This window comes from Flavobacterium frigoris, from assembly GCF_900111075.1.
Classification (GTDB): domain Bacteria; phylum Bacteroidota; class Bacteroidia; order Flavobacteriales; family Flavobacteriaceae; genus Flavobacterium; species Flavobacterium frigoris.
Map to the genome: position 1 here is coordinate 25,458 of NZ_FOFZ01000013.1, position 16,309 is coordinate 41,766.

A 16,309-nucleotide genomic window follows, 5' to 3' on the forward strand; every position below is an offset into this window, starting at 1 on the left:
ATGAAAATTATTCAAGCTTATAAAGAAGCCAATAAAGATTGGCAGTATTTTCAAGAAAAAGCAATCCTTAAGAATCCTTTAGTTTTGATTTTTGGGAATAGATATTTATTAGAAAACCAGGAGGTAATTGCAGCTATTAGGAAAGAGTTTCCTTATCAAGATCTTGTATTTGGATCTACTGCTGGTGAGATAATTTGTTGTAATGTTTATGATGAATCTATTTCTGTTACTGCCATTGAATTCGAAAAATCAAGTTTTATCGTAGAGCGTGAAAATATAGTGCACTATGGTAAAAATGCTAGGGATTTAGGCGAAGCACTGTATAATAAAATACCTAAAGACAATTTAAAACACTTGTTTGTTCTGTCAGAGGGGAGTTTTGTTAATGGAAGTTCTTTGATCAACGGTTTAGAAACTAATATTGATTCTAAAATATCAATTACAGGAGGAATGTGTGGTGATGATGCTCGTTTTGAAAAAACGCTTGCTTCTTATAAAGAAGATCCTAAAGAAGGGGAAGTGATTTTGATAGGTTTTTATGGAGATAGTTTAGAAATCTCGTATGCCAGTTTTGGTGGCTGGATTCCTTTTGGACCAGAACGGGTAATAACGAAATCAGAAGGTAATATTTTATATGAAATTGACGGTCAACCCGCTCTGGATTTGTATAAGAAATATTTAGGTGAAAAATCGAATGAATTGCCTCAGGCTTCACTGTTGTACCCATTAAGCGTGACTCCCGATGGTAAGACGGAACCAGTAGTACGTACTATTTTGAATATTAATAATGATGATCAATCGATGATTTTGGCGGGAGATGTTCCTGTGAATTCTAGAGTACAATTAATGATGGCCTCTGTTGACGGAATTGCGCAAGGAGCTCATACTGCTGCAAAATTTGCCATGGCAAATAGAAGCAGCAAACCTGAATTGGCTCTCTTAGTGAGCTGTATTGGTCGTAAATTAGTGATGAGTCAAAGAGTAGAAGAAGAAGTAGAGCAGGTGCGGGAAGTTATTGGAGAGCGCGTGCCTATGGCGGGCTTATATTCCTATGGGGAAATGGCGCCTTTTAACGGAAGTACTTCTTGTGAATTACACAATCAAACTATGACATTAACCCTAATTAGCGAATAATGCATTCATTATTAAAAAGGCAGATCGATAAAAAACTCAAAGGCGGTTTGAATGATTTAGATATTTTTTTGGACGCTGTAAATGAGTCTTATGGAAACTATGAAAGTCAAATTGAGATGCTTCAACGTGCAATGAAATTAAGCTCAGATGAATTATTTGAAGCTAACCAAAGATTACGAGACGAAGCAGAGAGTTTGAAAGATGTTAATAAAAACTTACAATCTATATTGGAATCTATGAGTTTAGATCCAGAATTAACTTCAAAAAACGAGAATTTTGATTCCTCAGAATATATCAAACAACAATCCATTGAAATTATTAAAATTAATAAGCAGCGGGAAGAGCTCTTAGTCAATTTAGAGAAACAAAATATTGCATTGAATGAATATGCGCACATGGTTTCGCATGACCTTAAAGCACCATTAAGGAGTATTGATACGCTTATCAACTGGTTTATTGAGGATAATCTGGAAATGATGAATGAGAACAACCTGAAATCTTTAAATCTAATCCTTTCTAATGTTGAGAAGATGGATTTATTAATTAAAGGAATTTTGAATTATTCGTCAGTTGAAAGCCAGCCAGGTGACGAGAGGCTAATTGATTTGAATGTCTTGATTCAAGATGTTTTAAATATTATTGAAGTTCCTGATCATGTTGCAGTTACTGTGAAAAATAAGTTGCCTAAAATTGTTGGAAATGATTTTAGATTCAAACAACTGTTCCAAAATTTAATTCAAAATGCGATTAAATACAATGACAAAGAAAAGGTAATTGTCGAAATAGGGTGCTTAGAAAATGAAAACGAAATTATTTTTGACGTCAAGGACAATGGAATAGGGATTCCGAAGGTGTATCAGAATAAAATTTTTGATGTTTTTTCTAAGTTACACAATGATGGGAAATCATCAGGCATAGGCCTTGCGATAGTAAAAAAAATAATAGAATTTTATAGAGGAAAAATTTGGCTTGAAAGTCAAGAAAGCATTGGAAGCACTTTTTATTTCACAATACCAAAAGACAATGGAAACACCTAATTTAAATTACATTAATGAATTATCAGGAGACAATGAAGAATTCAAAATTAAAATCATTGATATTCTAAAAAGAGAGCTTCCAGTGGAAGTGCAAGTTTATCAGGAAGAAATAGAAAAGGCTAATTATACGCAAGCTGCAAAAGCAGTTCATAAATTAAAGCATAAAGTTTCTATCTTAGGTCTCGAAAAAAGTTATTATATTGCTTCAGATTATGAAGATAATTTAAATGGTAACTCAGTAGCCTTAAAAAATGATTTTGAAGCAATTCTAAAGGCTATGCAAGAGTTTGTTATACAATTGTAAAAAACAGCTTTAAATGAATTGCATTATTATAGACGATGAGGAGATGGCAAGAGCCATAATGATTCAATTCATAGCCAACTATACAGATATTGAAGTTGTAGCTGATTTTTCTAATGCTATTGAAGCAATTAAATTTTTAAATCAAAACGAGGTTGATTTGATTTTTTTGGATATTCATATGCCTAATTTTACCGGTTTTGATTTTATTCAAACGATAAAAAACCCACCTCATATCATTTTAGTAACTTCCGATAGAAATTTTGCTATTGAAGCATTTGAATATGAATGTATTGTGGATTATTTAGTAAAACCCATTACCAAAGATCGTTTTATTAAAGCAGTTCAAAAAGCAATTTTTATGAAAACAAACGCTTCTTCAAAAGAAGTTAACCCAAAAGGAGAGGACAATGTGAATGAATTTTACATCAATATTGATCGAAGGTTAATAAAAATTGAAATGGCCTCAGTAAATATTGTGGAAGCAAAGGGAGATTATATTCATATCAAAACAGACGGTAAAAATTATATTGTTCATTCTACCCTCAAGAAGATCGAGGATAAATTACCTAAAGATTTATTTTTAAAAGTGCATCGTTCTTTTATTATCAATACTAAAAAAATTATTGATATCGAAGATAACAGCGTCTTAATTGCTAAAGATGTAATTCCCGTAAGCCGGGCAAATAGACCGGAGTTAATGAAGAGATTGAATTTGCTGTAATTATAAGTAAAATCTTATAATAGTTAATAAAGATTGTATTTCGTCGATTAAAAATGTATTTCGTCTAAATTATTACTACTTTAGTAATGTGTTTAAAAACGATAAGATGGAGCTAAAATTACCAATTACAGATTCTACAAATATAGATTCTATCGCAGATGAAATTACAGGTTGTTATTTAGTGTCTGCGCGATGGACTATGATAAATGATAAGAATGTTACTTTTGTAAGAAATAAAGCATTTGGCTACTGTTATAATCTAAAATGGGCAGGGCCATTGAGTAAATTTGATGCGGATATAGCCTGTCAAAATAGTAAAACAACTTTTGTTATAAGTCATTCATTGTTAGAGCCATTTTTAGTTCATTTAAATGATGAGCTCAGCTTGCCAAACTCGATTGAAGTTCGTAAACTTATTGGACTGGATGATAATGAATTACAATTAGCCAAGTAGAAATCATAAAAAAACCTAAACATATAAATTAACTGTTTTTATCGCTCTAATATAACCATTGGTCGTAGGGAAATTGAATCTCACCGAAAATTTCTGATTACCTATACACTTGCAAGTATATTTGGACTGCGAAACAAAATAAAACAACTCTGTTTCTAAATAAAAAAAGAATACGATTAGTCTTTGAATTTTATGGCGGTTTAGCTGTTGTGAATTTAGAGATAGTAAAACAAATTTTTCTAAAACAAATTTTCTGATACCTTAAGTTTAGTTAATACAAAAAACTGCTACCACGAGCAGTTTTTTTTTGTTATGAATATAGAGTTGTAATTTGAAAAGCGTTCGTTGTATTTAAATTTCTTTTATACCTTATTTTTAAATCCTGTAATTTCAACGTTTTAGTAGGAAGAACCTCTGTGTTAATGCTTATTTGTATCTGAATTTGCCAATGGTATTCCAGCATTTAAGGTCTAATTAATTTTTGGATGGAATTTATATTTCGCTCTTGCTGAGAAATTATAGGTTTTGCGGCGGTCTTAGGGGTTGTGTCTTCCGTTTTCCTGTATTGTAACTCGTGTTATAACGCGATTAAGTAGATGTGGGAATTCAAATTGATGTAAGAGTTGCTAGGGCAGTGGCTTTAAGTTTATAAAACACATAATGAATCTTTTCTTCAACTGTAGGCATTTGTTCTTTCTTTGTTTTTTTATAGTTTATGGCCTAATTTGGATTTTTAGAAATTCCAATGCTTTATCAAACATATTTTGTGATTTATGTCTTTCTCTACCTACATAATTAAGTTCTTTTTCAAGTTTACTAGGGTAGTCTTTTTTTTTAATTCAATATTGGTGTCTAATATTTTTTTAGTTCGAATGTTAAGGCCATTGGCAGCTTTGCACTACAGACATGCTGTTTTACTTTTAGGATAGTCTTCTTAGATATTTTAAAAAAGAACAACCTTGTTAATTAATTTAATGTTGTTCAAGTTATTGATTTATATAGAGATACAAGTTGAGGTTAAAGGATTGATGTTTCATCTACACTAACATGCAGTTCGTCGAAGAATTAAAGACAATCAAATCAAAACTGAGGATATTTGCATCAGTATTAACAACTAAATAGAAATAGTATGGCGATTCAAATAACTTATAATACAGGTATTTATGAAATTAAGGGTTTGTTGAATTCTCAAAACAGTGTCTATTTAGAGAATCATTTGAATACTTTGATGGCAGACTCAAGTGGTATCGTAGTTTCATTAGAAAAACTGATTGCCATTGACCAGTATGCTGCCAAAAGTGTGGTCGCACTTCAAGTAAAAGCAGAAAAAAAGCATAAAATGTTTTATATTATTGGAAGAAAGAATAAAAATGTTGTAGATCAATTTGATGCCTTACACCATAGTGACCTGCTACTTTAATGGGTTTTTTTATTAAAGAAATCAAAGACATAAAGATTGCGTCAAATCTAATTGGTTAAATAATTGAGAAACATAGGGACTGAATCGCTCTAATTATTTACCATTTTATGACGAGTGTGAATTAAGGTTCGTATTAGGTGCAAAGTGTTCTTAACTAACGGGTTGCATTGTCTCTATTTCCTGATGTAGCTAGTTCAATTATCGTAGCTCTAGGGATTGTGTTTTGGGTGTTCTTCCTTTCCAAAACAATAACTTTTAAAGGGAATGAGCATTTAGAATTGCTGAGATAGATACTCGTTCTACAACCACCTTTTCCCCCTATTTGCTTTCTATGAATAGCGTCTCTAATCATTAGAGACTATAGTGATATCATTTAGTGAAAGACTTTATGAAAAAAAATGAAGTTTCAGATTTTTTTCTCAGATAAAAATTCCAGAAGCAAAGGAACTTGATTATGAAAATAATCATAAGATAAAGATTAATGAATGTTGGTCTTTTAATAGTTTGACCATATTTTGTCTTTTAATTCACTCATTCGAGAAGAAAAGCCAGATGCAGTAGCGATTAATCTATAATTCATGAAATTGGGAGATAAGAAAATACCAGATGTTTTAACGCTTGTTTTTTGATGTTCATAAATTTCATAATAGAGTATGTTTTAAAAGCTTAATCTTTTTTTTGTAAAAAAAATAAATAAAATAGGCTTGTCTATATATCGTAATTTGGTATTACTTTTGTATCAGAAAAAACAAAGTTGCTGCATAAAGCTCCGTATAATAAAGTTCAGTACAACATGAAAGAACAGATCAAGAAATTTTTAAACGAGGAACAAGATCCTAAAGCAATTGAAAAGATTACTTCAAAGCTGAATGATCTATTGATGAGAAATGAAGAAATTGGGTATATAGCGGTTCAGAAAAAACCGGCGCTTACCGTTTTTCCGGATAGTATCGTTTTGACAAATAAGCGAATTATTATTTGTCAGCCTAAAAACTTCGGGCTTTCTATGGATTTTACAGACTATACCTGGGATCAAATCGAAGGAACTTTTGTAAAAGAAAACATATTAGGTTCTGAATTTTCGTTTTCGACGAAGACGGATATGGCTGTTTCCATCGATTATATACCAAAAATTCAAGCTAGAAAAATCTTTACTTATGCTAAGGAACAGTTGGATATTCTGAAAAACGGTGCGGTGTCAAATGCAATGGCGATTGATGAAATTTCAGTTGAGGATACTGATGAATTTGAGATTATTGAAGAAATGGAAACGGAAGAAGTGACCAGTTTTAGTGAGTTAATGCCTGTCACTCCGCCGCCTTTGCCTATTAGGAACGCCGATTTTGCAACTCCTTCTGAAACACCCAAAGAAAATGGATTAGCTGGATTATCTCAAGATGAGTTGTTTGAAAAATTACAGAATTATAAGAAGCTACTGGATAACGGACTTATTCTGCAGGGTGAATATGATAATTATAAAAAAGAGATTTTAAGCTTTATGTAATAAAGTGTGTATACAAAGTAAAAAGGTCAAATGGTAGTTCTTATCATTTGACCTTTTTTAGTATTATAAAGTGCTCTTTTGCTTTTCTACAAAATTAGTAGCTTGTAATTCCAGTAACTCTGTTGCTTTTTTTCGTTGTAAGTCATAGAGACTTTTGTCTTGCGCAATGTCTTCATAGACCTTATCATGCATCATGGCGCTTGTTTTGACTAATAAATTGCGCTGGTATTTGTCTTGTTCTAAAGTAGCTTTTAAGGCTGTCTCTAGATCTTCGAGTTTAAAATCGTACTCTCCTTTTGGAGACAGCAATTTAGCGATAATAGGAGACGTTTCAATTGCTAAAAATAATAGCATGATAAAGAATGAGGGAAGCGACGGCAATTTGTTTAAGGCATTTATACGCGCCATCAAACCGTCAAATCCATCAATTATCGGTTGTGTTTCGGTTACTTTTTTATCTAAATCGGCTTGAAGTACTGCTGCCGTTTTTTCTTTTTCGGCAATTTTTTCCAAGTTGTTTTTTCGAATGGTATCCAGTTGTGCAGAAGCAAGATTGTGTTTGGCTATTTTCTCTTTAAAAACGGGGCCTTTGCCAAGTTTTAAGGTGCCTTTTGTTCCTTCTGCTTCGGTGATATAAGTTTCGTACAAGGTATTGACCTCTTTTTCTTTTTTCGAAATATCCGATTTTAAGCTTGCAATTTCGGCTTTATTTTTATCTAAATCCGATTTGAAGTAATTAGCTACTTCTTTTTTGTTTTCGAGTGCCATAGCGTTTTTCTCTTTCAATAGAACGGTGTTGATTTCTTTCTCAAAAATTTTAATTTCTAATGGCTTCGATATTACGATGGCAATAATAATGGCTAAAATAATTCGGGGAGTGGCCTGTAGAAACTCACTTCCAAATTTGTCTCTTTTTCGAATAGTAGAAACAATGAATCGATCCAGATTGAAGATGAGTAAACTCCATACTAATCCAAAAAGTAGGGCGGGGTAAACACTATCGAAAACAGTAAATAGGGCATAAGCACTGGCGATAAAGGCCATGACTGCAGTAAAGAAAACGGTGGCGCCAATACCTGCGTATTTGGTTTGTTCTCCTTGGGAACAGCCTTCCAGAATCTCATTGTCAGCTCCTGAGCAGAGGATGAAGAATTGTTTTAACATGATTGATTTTTTTGATTGATGGATGATTGCAAATTTAACGCCAAAAAATCAATAATGTTATAAATCCCTCATGTGTTTTTCGTTAGGAGGTTTTTAAAATCAAAAAGAGCTGTTCGGTTAGAACAGCTCTTTTCTTTTTTGAATTATAATTAACTTATGCGTTTGGTGCGCCTGCCATAATTTCGGCATTGGCAAACTCTTCAAATTTGGCAAAATTAGCTTTGAATTTCTGTCCTAATTCGATTGCTTTTTGATCGTATAAATCTTTGTCTTCCCAAGTGTTTCTAGGATTTAATATTTCGCTAGGTACGTTAGGACAGTTTTGCGGAATAGCAATTCCAAAGACAACATGGTTTCTATAATCTACTGCATCCAGTTCGCCGTTTAAAGCGGCAGTAATCATGGCGCGAGTGTATTTTAATTTCATTCTGCTACCTGTTCCGTAAGCTCCACCGGTCCATCCGGTATTAATTAACCACACTTTCACATCCGCTTCTTGAATTTTTTTACTCAACATTTCAGCATATCTTGTTGGGTGAAGCGGCATAAATGGCGCTCCAAAACAAGCAGAGAAATTAGGTTGAGGTTCTGTTACTCCAGCTTCAGTTCCAGCTACTTTTGCGGTATATCCTGAGATAAAGTGGTATGCAGCTTGTCCTGGTGTTAATCTTGAAATAGGAGGTAGAATCCCGAAAGAATCTGCCGTTAAGAAAAAGATGTTTTTAGGATTTTTTCCAATAGAACCTGGTTGAATGTTGTCAATATGGTAAATAGGGTAACTGACTCTTGTATTTGGTGTTATCGAAACATCGTCGAAGTCAACTTCATTTGTCCCCTGTTTAAAAATAACATTTTCTAAAACTGCTCCTTTTTTAATTGCTCTAAAGATATCTGGTTCGTTTTCTTCAGAAAGATTGATCACTTTAGCATAACATCCACCTTCAAAATTGAAAACGGTATTTTCGTTAGTCCAACCATGTTCATCATCTCCAATCAATTTTCTTTGTGGATCTGCTGACAAAGTTGTTTTTCCCGTTCCTGACAAACCAAAGAAAATAGCGGTATCTTCTTTGTCTCCTACATTAGCGCTACAATGCATAGGCAATGCATTTTTGTCTACAGGCAAGATGAAATTTAAGGCAGAAAAGATTCCTTTTTTTACTTCACCAGTATAACCGGTACCTCCAATAAGAACTACTTTTCTTGTGAAATCCAATATAGCAAAATTGCTTTGACGCGTTCCGTCAGTTGCAGGATCTGCCATGAAACTTGGAACACATAATAAGGTCCATTCTGGTGTGAATTCCTCAAGTTCTTCTTGTTCTGGTCTCAAAAACATATTGTAACAAAATAAATTTGTCCAAGGTGTTTCAGTAACTACGCGAACATTTAATCTGTAATTAGGGTCGGCACATACATAGGAATCTCGAACGAATATTTCTTTATTAGACAAGTAAGAAGTTACTTTTTTGTATAATGCTTCAAAAGCAGTAGGCTCAAAAGGAATATTTACTTTTCCCCACCAAACTTGGTTCTCAGTAATGCTATCTTTTACAATAAATCGATCCAGAGGGGAGCGTCCTGTGTATTCTCCAGTATTCACGGCTAAAGCACCAGTCGAAGTTTCGATTCCTTGGCCTGACGCGATGGTCATGTCATGTAATTCGTTGGCTGATAATTGATAATGAATCTTTGCGTTTTCGATTCCCAAGTCTTTCAACGAAATCGATTGCGTAAACGGTGTGTTATTATTCATAAAATTATGTATTGTGTAGTTAAATTATTCGAATACAAAAGTAGAGCTAATATTTTAGATACGATTTAATTATCTAATTTTTGTTGGCTTTTTCTTCAAATAGTGTGACAGTAATACGCCCCAGGCTAGTATTAGCAGGAGTCCACCGATAGGTGTTACAAAACCGATGACTTTAAAATCAAAAGAAGTTAAGGTGTTTGTAGCCAATAAATAGATGGATCCAGAAAATAAAGTGACACCAAAAACGACTAAATAATTAATAATGTTTTTTGTTTTAGCACTTAAGTCAGTTAACATTCCAATAAATAGTAAAAACAAAGCATGGTACATTTGATAGCGTACTCCTGTTTCAAATGTAATTAATTGTTCAGGCGGTAGTACTTTTTTTAGGGCATGTGCTCCAAATGCACCTAATATTATTGCAATCATGCCAAAAAGGGCTGCTGTTGAAATTGATTTATTATTCATTATTCAGTGTTTTTCTTTGTAAAAGTATTCTTTATAGGATTAACAGAAAAGATTTTTGGTTATAATATTTATAGTTTTTGCTCAAAGAAAAATGGGGCTATGCCTCTGTATTTATTTTGTTGAAAACATAAAATGGTTTTTAACAAAGAGTACTTGTTATAAATATAACAATTATATATATTTGTGTTATATTTATAAAACACATGAGAACCATTTTAATTATAGGTGCGGGTAGGTCAGCATCCTCGTTGATACACTATCTTTTAAATAAATCAGAAAAGGAGAACTTACATCTTGTTATTGGTGATTTATCGTTGGCTTTAGCCCAAAAGAAAACAAATAATCATCCCAATGCTACTGCAATAGCTTTAGATATTTTTGATGCCAATCAAAGAAAAGAAGCGATAGTAAAAGCAGATATCGTTATCTCGATGTTGCCAGCTCATTTGCATATTGAGGTTGCCAGAGATTGTGTTGTTTATAAAAAAAACTTGGTTACCGCTTCTTATGTTAGTGATGCCATGCAAGAACTGGATGAAGCTGTAAAGGAAAATAATTTGATTTTCATGAATGAAATTGGTTTGGATCCTGGCGTGGATCATATGAGTGCCATGAAAATCATTGATGAAATAAGTGATAAAGGCGGAAAAATGCTTTTATTCGAATCGTTCTGTGGAGGTCTTGTCGCTCCAGAATCAGATACGAATCGTTGGAATTATAAATTCACTTGGGCTCCTCGTAATGTGGTGCTTGCTGGACAAGGTGGTGCTGCTAAATTTATTCAAGAAGGAACGTACAAGTACATACCCTATTGCAATTTATTTAGAAGAACAGAATTCCTTGAAGTAGAAGATTATGGCCGCTTTGAGGCTTATTCTAACAGAGATTCATTGAAATACAGAAGCGTTTATGGTTTAGATGACGTACTAACCTTATACAGGGGAACTATTCGCCGAGTTGGTTTTTCTAAAGCGTGGAATATGTTTATTCAACTGGGAATGACAGATGATAGCTATGTGATGGAAGATTCGGAAAACATGAGCTACCGACAATATGTAAACTCATTCTTGCCGTATCACCCTACAGATTCGGTTGAAATTAAGACACGCTTGATTTTAAAAATTGATCAGGACGATATCATGTGGGATAAACTATTAGAGTTGGATTTATTCAATGACAATAAAATAGTGGGTCTTAAAAATGCCACACCAGCACAAATATTGGAAAAAATATTAAGTGATAAGTGGACGTTGGAGTCAGACGATAAGGATATGATAGTGATGTACCATAAATTCGGGTACGAATTAAATGGTGTTAAAAAACAAATCGATTCAAAAATGGTTTGTATTGGCGAGGATCAAACCTATACAGCGATGGCAAAAACTGTTGGTTTACCAGTTGCAATGGCAACTTTACTTATCTTAAACGGTAAGATTACTACGCCCGGCGTACAACTTCCTATTCGTAAAGAGGTGTATTTACCAATATTGAAAGAGTTAGAAGAATATGGGGTTGTTTTTAAAGAACAGGCCATGACTTATTTTGGTTATAAACCAGATGCTACTATTTAGATAATAGTTTTTTAGTTTGTAGTAAAACAAATCCGCTTCGTGAAGAAGCGGATTTGTTGTTTTTACATTGTCCTTATGGCGTAGATTGAATTGTTATAGGTAAACTGTACATTACTCGGGCGACTTCACCATCAACTGTTCCGGGAGTCCAATTTGGACTTAGTTTTAATACACGAATAGTTTCTTCTCCCGTTCCATATCCCATGTCTCTTAAAATGGTAAACTCTGAAAGGGAACCATCTTTCTCAACCATAAAGGTTACATACACTTTGCCCTTTATTTTGTTAGCTGTAGCCTCTTTTGAAACTTTAAAATTTGCAGCGACAAATTTGTAAAACTCATTCATTCCTCCAGGAAATGTGGGTTGTGTTTCAGTATCCGCAACTTTGTACGCTTTATTGTCTTCCTTGTCATAAGCACTTAATTCAACCCATTTTGGGCCTTCTGCCTCTTTGAGATTGGCAGATTGTTCGCTTGTTGCTTGTTTTGCTACTGGAGGCGGAGGAGGCGGAACATTTTTCTTCTCTTGATTAGATAGTTCGCTGAATCTCTTTTCCGCTACAATTTTTCCTTTTTCATCGCGGATCTTAAAAATAGTATTTTCAAAATATTTCTCCACTCCGGTAAGTTGATTCTTCGTCTGCTCAGCCTTTACTACTTTTTGTTCTTGTGCTACTACCTTTGTGCATAATGAAAATAGCAATACAGTCAATAAAGGAATAATAAGTCCTTTTTTTAATAATGCTCTTGATATAGATGTGGTTTTTGTCATCATAATTAATCGTTTTTTAGTTACTGAATAGTTTAAATTACTGGCCAAGTAATAGGTTGGGTTCGCGTTTGCCTTCGAGATTAATAAATTCTGGTAAAACGGAATATTATGGTGTGCTTTGACCACTTTCTCATCCGCTAAGAATTCGTGATTGAGTTGGATTGCTTTTTTGTAGAAAATGAAAATAGGGTTGAACCAAAACAGGGCTTTGAGTGTCTCTATAACCAAAACGTCTAGCGTGTGTCTTTGGGTTACATGTATTAACTCATGTGTGTATAGTTCTTTTTCAATTTTCCTGTTGTAATACGCTGCTTCGTTGATAAAAATAGTGTTCAGGAAGGTGTAGGGCAAGGTTTCCTCTTTTAATAAAACTAATTTAGAATTTTTATAATCTATTGCTGTATTCGATTTTGTTTTGGTGTTCAACTTTATAATGTTTCTTGCAAAACGAAATAATAGGATTGCTGTTACCAAGGCATAAATGCTCCAGATTGAAAGTAACCAATAATTTGTTGCGTCTTGCACAACGGCTAAAGTTTCTCCATCTGTGTTAAGGTCGTTTTGTGCTAGTATTGGACTGGAATTTCTTGAATCACTTCAATAGTGATAAACGGAATCGAAAGTGAAAACACGATACTAAACAATAAGTAAAACCGGTTGAACTGATGCATTTTTTCTTTTTCCAATGCTAAATGGTAGACGGCTAAAAGTACGCACAATGAAATGGTCGATTTGAGGAGGAAGTCTATCATTTTTTCTTTTTTTGAATTGCGTTATCTACTATTTTTTTGAGTTCTTGTAATTCCTTTTCAGACAGATTGGTCTCATTGGTAAAGAAAGAAGCAAATTGCGAAGCGGAATCGTTAAAGAAATTCTTTATCAGTCCGTTGACGTGTTTTGAGAAATAGTCCGTTTTGGGTACTAAAGGGTAGTATTCCCTAGAGTTTCCAAACTCGGTGTAGGCGACAAAATCTTTGTCGATCATTCTTTTTAACAAAGTAGCAACGGTGGTTGTCTTGGGTTTTGGTTCTGGAAATGCTTCTAGTAAATCCTTCATAAAGGCTTTCTCCAGTTTCCATAGGTGTTCCATTAATTGTTCTTCGGAGTTTGTTAACTGTTGCATTTTTTATTTTTTATAGGTGTTGTGTTCTTCTGAGATTAAATCTCCTTTATTATAGTGGCGTGTTGTTGTTAAGTTGCCTTTGTTGTCATAATATTTCCATGTTCCGGAATAATACCAATGGATTTGCTTTTTGTCGTCTTCGATTTTTGTTGCTCCTTTTGCTTGTATTTTTCTGTTGTTATGATAGGATTTAGTAAAGCATGTATTGCCTTTGTATTTCTCTTTCTTGATTAATACGCTGTCTAAATAATAGCGCCACTTTTTTATAGGATCGTCATTTTTATATTTTCCAACTGATCTGTAATGGGCGCTGTCGATTGAATATTTTTCTATCCAAAGTCCTTCCCTTTTTCTATCTAAGGTTTGATTCATGGATTTGGTTTTGCACGAAAACAAACTAAAGATACAAATTAAGCTGATCATTAAATTTTTCATATGCTTTTTACTTCTACAAATACAAATCTTGCTCTACAAATGTAGAGATATATTTTAAATAAACAAGTTTTAAAGTGATTTATTTGAATTATAGTCATTTACAGCAGCGAAAGTCTGTATATAAGTACCGAGTAAGTACATCTAAGATGGTATAGAATCTGAGTTTTTATGAAGTGCCCGCAATCAGCTAGCGGAAATTCTTGTTGGATTCTGTTTTTGTGGTAGTAACTTAATGTTGTTGTATTTGCGTTAGGGTTAGCAGTGGAAATCCTCTTTTGTCTCGTTCTTAAAACGAGACAAAAGAGATTGAAGCGAATAGCCCGCCCTTGTTGCTGCAGTAGCGTGAGGGTTGAAATAGCTGTTGCTGCAACGAGGTAACGCCCAAAAAAAAATCCGCTCATTGCTGAACGGATTTTGTAGATGGATGTGGAGTGCGTTTATTTGCTTAACTCCACAAAATATTTGTAAAACAACGGAATAGTTTCGATTCCTTTAAGGTAATTAAAGATTCCGAAATGTTCATTTGGCGAGTGAATTGCATCGCTGTCTAAACCAAATCCCATTAGGATCGTTTTGCTTTTTAATTCTTTTTCGAATAAAGCGACAATAGGAATACTTCCGCCAGAACGAACTGGAATGGCTGGAACTCCAAAAGTTTCCGTATAAGCCATGTTAGCGGCCTTGTAGCCAATGCTGTCGATAGGGGTCACATAACCCTGACCTCCGTGATGCGGCGTCACTTTTACGGTTACTGAATCAGGAGCGATACTCATGAAATGTTTTGTGAATAATTCAGTGATCTGTTCCCATTCTTGGTTGGGTACTAAACGCATGGAGATTTTAGCAAACGCTTGACTTGCGATAACCGTTTTAGCTCCTGCACCAGTGTAACCTCCCCAGATTCCGTTTACGTCTAATGTAGGACGAATGGAGTTTCTTTCGTTAGTCACGTAGCCTTTTTCGCCATAGACGTCTTTTAAATCGAGTGCTTTTTTATATTTTTCTAAGCTAAAAGGGGCTTTTGCCATTTCGGCTCTTTCTTCAAGAGATAATTCTTCAACGTTATCATAAAATCCAGGAATGGTAATATGATTGTTTTCATCATGAAGTGAAGCGATCATTTTTGCCAAAATATTGATTGGATTGGCCACCGCACCACCGTATAAACCGGAATGTAAATCACGATTTGGTCCTGTAACCTCTACTTCTACATAGCTTAGTCCACGAAGACCTGTTGTAATAGAAGGTTGTTGATTTGAGATCATTCCAGTATCTGAAATTAAGATCACATCATTTTTAAGTTTTTCGATATTGTTTTCAACGAAGGTTTTTAGGTTTACACTTCCTACTTCTTCTTCTCCTTCAATCATGAATTTCACGTTGCAAGGCAAAGTATTGCTTTGAATCATGTATTCGAACGCTTTTACGTGCATGTACATTTGGCCTTTATCGTCACAGGCACCACGAGCAAAAATGGCTCCTTCTGGGTGAATATCGGTAGTTTTTATCACTGGTTCAAATGGGGGAGAAGTCCAAAGTTCCATTGGGTCTGCCGGCTGTACATCATAATGACCGTAAACTAATACTGTAGGCAAGTTTTTGTCGATTATTTTCTCACCATAAACAATAGGGTAACCATCAGTTTCACAGATTTCTACGAAATCGCAACCTGCTTTTTCTAGGCTTACTTTTACCGCTTCCGAAGTTTCGATAACATCTTGAGAGTAGGCTGCATCAGCACTTACAGAAGGCATTTTTAATAATTCAATTAATTCGTTGATGAAACGATCTTTGTTTTCTTGAACGTATGACTTGATATTTTCCATTTATTAACTAATTTTTTATAGTTTCAAAAGTACAAAAAATAGAATGAAAAAATTTTTAAAAAAAATACTTTGAAAGTTCAAACTTATGTCTATATTTGCACCCACAATTGCACGCGGATATGGTGAAATTGGTAGACATGCCAGACTTAGGATCTGGTGCCGCAAGGCGTGTAGGTTCGAGTCCTATTATCCGCACATCTTAAAAGACTTAAACAGCTGATTATCAGTTTTTTAAGTCTTTTTTGTTTTTTTACTTCTCAAAAAGTCGGGTAACATAAGACAATAACAACCCATATTGATAAAGTACTTGTTCCTATTTGCACTCAAACAGTCACTTAAATCCGTTTTTAAATTAAAATAAAAATAAATAATCTTTCGCCACAAAATTGATTACCCTCCTTAACCCTAAATTTATTTGCGTTATTTTTCTCTTCTATTCTTCCATTTACGGTTTTCCTGATGTAGGCCTGTTTTTAAAGTTGTTGAAAGGAGACATACCTATTTATTAAAGAAAAAATCAAAAAGGAGAAGTGTTTTGACTGCTTTTTAAACCAATAATCTCACTAAAACTGGGTATTGCCTAATCCTCAAAATCAGTGTTATTTTACATGTTAACTAAG

16 protein-coding genes and 1 tRNA gene are annotated in these 16,309 nt (G+C 34.0%); 9 read left to right on the forward strand and 8 right to left on the reverse strand.

What is annotated here, in order from left to right:
* From BMW63_RS14425 to BMW63_RS14455, 7 genes are all read left to right on the forward strand, one after another.
* Positions 1 to 1,134: an FIST signal transduction protein gene (locus tag BMW63_RS14425; protein WP_074724178.1), complete on the forward strand. Its 1,134-nt coding sequence runs from the start codon at positions 1 to 3 to the stop codon at positions 1,132 to 1,134.
* A complete protein-coding gene (locus BMW63_RS14430; protein WP_074724179.1) occupies positions 1,134 to 2,171 on the forward strand; it encodes a sensor histidine kinase in 1,038 nt (345 codons plus the stop codon). The genes BMW63_RS14425 and BMW63_RS14430 overlap by 1 nt, the downstream gene beginning before the upstream one ends.
* Positions 2,158 to 2,475 carry a histidine kinase gene (locus BMW63_RS14435; protein WP_074724180.1) on the forward strand — a complete coding sequence of 106 codons (318 nt, stop codon included), beginning with the start codon at positions 2,158 to 2,160 and terminating at the stop codon, positions 2,473 to 2,475. The genes BMW63_RS14430 and BMW63_RS14435 overlap by 14 nt, the downstream gene beginning before the upstream one ends.
* Positions 2,476 to 2,488: 13 nt before the next feature.
* Positions 2,489 to 3,196 carry a LytR/AlgR family response regulator transcription factor gene (locus BMW63_RS14440; protein WP_074724181.1) on the forward strand — a complete coding sequence of 236 codons (708 nt, stop codon included), beginning with the start codon at positions 2,489 to 2,491 and terminating at the stop codon, positions 3,194 to 3,196.
* Between the two features lie 106 nt (positions 3,197 to 3,302).
* Positions 3,303 to 3,650 (forward strand): hypothetical protein, encoded by a 348-nt coding sequence (locus BMW63_RS14445; RefSeq protein WP_074724182.1) that lies wholly within the window; start codon positions 3,303 to 3,305, stop codon positions 3,648 to 3,650.
* A 1,129-nt stretch (positions 3,651 to 4,779) separates the two neighbouring features.
* The gene (locus BMW63_RS14450) at positions 4,780 to 5,070 is read left to right on the forward strand and encodes a hypothetical protein (protein WP_074724183.1); all 291 of its coding nucleotides are present in this window, start codon (positions 4,780 to 4,782) and stop codon (positions 5,068 to 5,070) included.
* A gap of 793 nt (positions 5,071 to 5,863) precedes the next feature.
* Positions 5,864 to 6,574, forward strand: coding sequence for a PH domain-containing protein (locus BMW63_RS14455; protein ID WP_074724221.1), 711 nt, complete (start codon positions 5,864 to 5,866; stop codon positions 6,572 to 6,574).
* Between the two features lie 63 nt (positions 6,575 to 6,637).
* Here the strand turns inward: BMW63_RS14455 and BMW63_RS14460 are convergent, their stop codons facing one another.
* The 3 genes from BMW63_RS14460 to BMW63_RS14470 all read right to left on the reverse strand — a co-directional run bounded on the left by BMW63_RS14460 (position 6,638) and on the right by BMW63_RS14470 (position 9,962).
* Complete coding sequence (locus tag BMW63_RS14460; RefSeq protein ID WP_074724184.1) at positions 6,638 to 7,738, reverse strand: DUF4407 domain-containing protein; 1,101 nt, start codon at positions 7,736 to 7,738, stop codon at positions 6,638 to 6,640.
* A gap of 154 nt (positions 7,739 to 7,892) precedes the next feature.
* Entirely contained in the window at positions 7,893 to 9,494 is a 1,602-nt protein-coding gene (gene pckA, locus BMW63_RS14465; protein WP_074724185.1) for a phosphoenolpyruvate carboxykinase (ATP), read from the reverse strand.
* A gap of 69 nt (positions 9,495 to 9,563) precedes the next feature.
* Positions 9,564 to 9,962 (reverse strand): DUF423 domain-containing protein, encoded by a 399-nt coding sequence (locus BMW63_RS14470; RefSeq protein WP_074724186.1) that lies wholly within the window; start codon positions 9,960 to 9,962, stop codon positions 9,564 to 9,566.
* A gap of 203 nt (positions 9,963 to 10,165) precedes the next feature.
* On the opposite strand from BMW63_RS14470, the gene BMW63_RS14475 reads away from it, so the two are divergent.
* A complete protein-coding gene (locus BMW63_RS14475; protein WP_074724187.1) occupies positions 10,166 to 11,533 on the forward strand; it encodes a saccharopine dehydrogenase family protein in 1,368 nt (455 codons plus the stop codon).
* A gap of 73 nt (positions 11,534 to 11,606) precedes the next feature.
* On the opposite strand, the gene BMW63_RS14480 is transcribed toward BMW63_RS14475, so the two are convergent.
* The 5 genes from BMW63_RS14480 to BMW63_RS14495 all read right to left on the reverse strand — a co-directional run bounded on the left by BMW63_RS14480 (position 11,607) and on the right by BMW63_RS14495 (position 15,689).
* On the reverse strand, positions 11,607 to 12,830 hold the full coding sequence (locus BMW63_RS14480) for a M56 family metallopeptidase (RefSeq protein WP_074724188.1): 1,224 nt from the start codon (positions 12,828 to 12,830) through the stop codon (positions 11,607 to 11,609).
* A 41-nt stretch (positions 12,831 to 12,871) separates the two neighbouring features.
* The gene (locus BMW63_RS18460; protein ID WP_245744978.1) at positions 12,872 to 13,057 is read right to left on the reverse strand and encodes a hypothetical protein; all 186 of its coding nucleotides are present in this window, start codon (positions 13,055 to 13,057) and stop codon (positions 12,872 to 12,874) included.
* Positions 13,054 to 13,428 (reverse strand): BlaI/MecI/CopY family transcriptional regulator, encoded by a 375-nt coding sequence (locus BMW63_RS14485; RefSeq protein ID WP_074724189.1) that lies wholly within the window; start codon positions 13,426 to 13,428, stop codon positions 13,054 to 13,056. Before BMW63_RS14485 ends, BMW63_RS18460 begins: the two co-directional genes overlap by 4 nt.
* Before the next feature lie 3 nt (positions 13,429 to 13,431).
* Entirely contained in the window at positions 13,432 to 13,800 is a 369-nt protein-coding gene (locus BMW63_RS14490) for a hypothetical protein (RefSeq protein ID WP_083380516.1), read from the reverse strand.
* A 500-nt stretch (positions 13,801 to 14,300) separates the two neighbouring features.
* Positions 14,301 to 15,689: a dipeptidase gene (locus tag BMW63_RS14495; protein WP_074724191.1), complete on the reverse strand. Its 1,389-nt coding sequence runs from the start codon at positions 15,687 to 15,689 to the stop codon at positions 14,301 to 14,303.
* A gap of 113 nt (positions 15,690 to 15,802) precedes the next feature.
* Here BMW63_RS14495 and BMW63_RS14500 point away from each other — a divergent pair.
* Positions 15,803 to 15,884, forward strand: a tRNA-Leu gene (locus BMW63_RS14500).
* Positions 15,885 to 16,309: the final 425 nt, after the last annotated feature.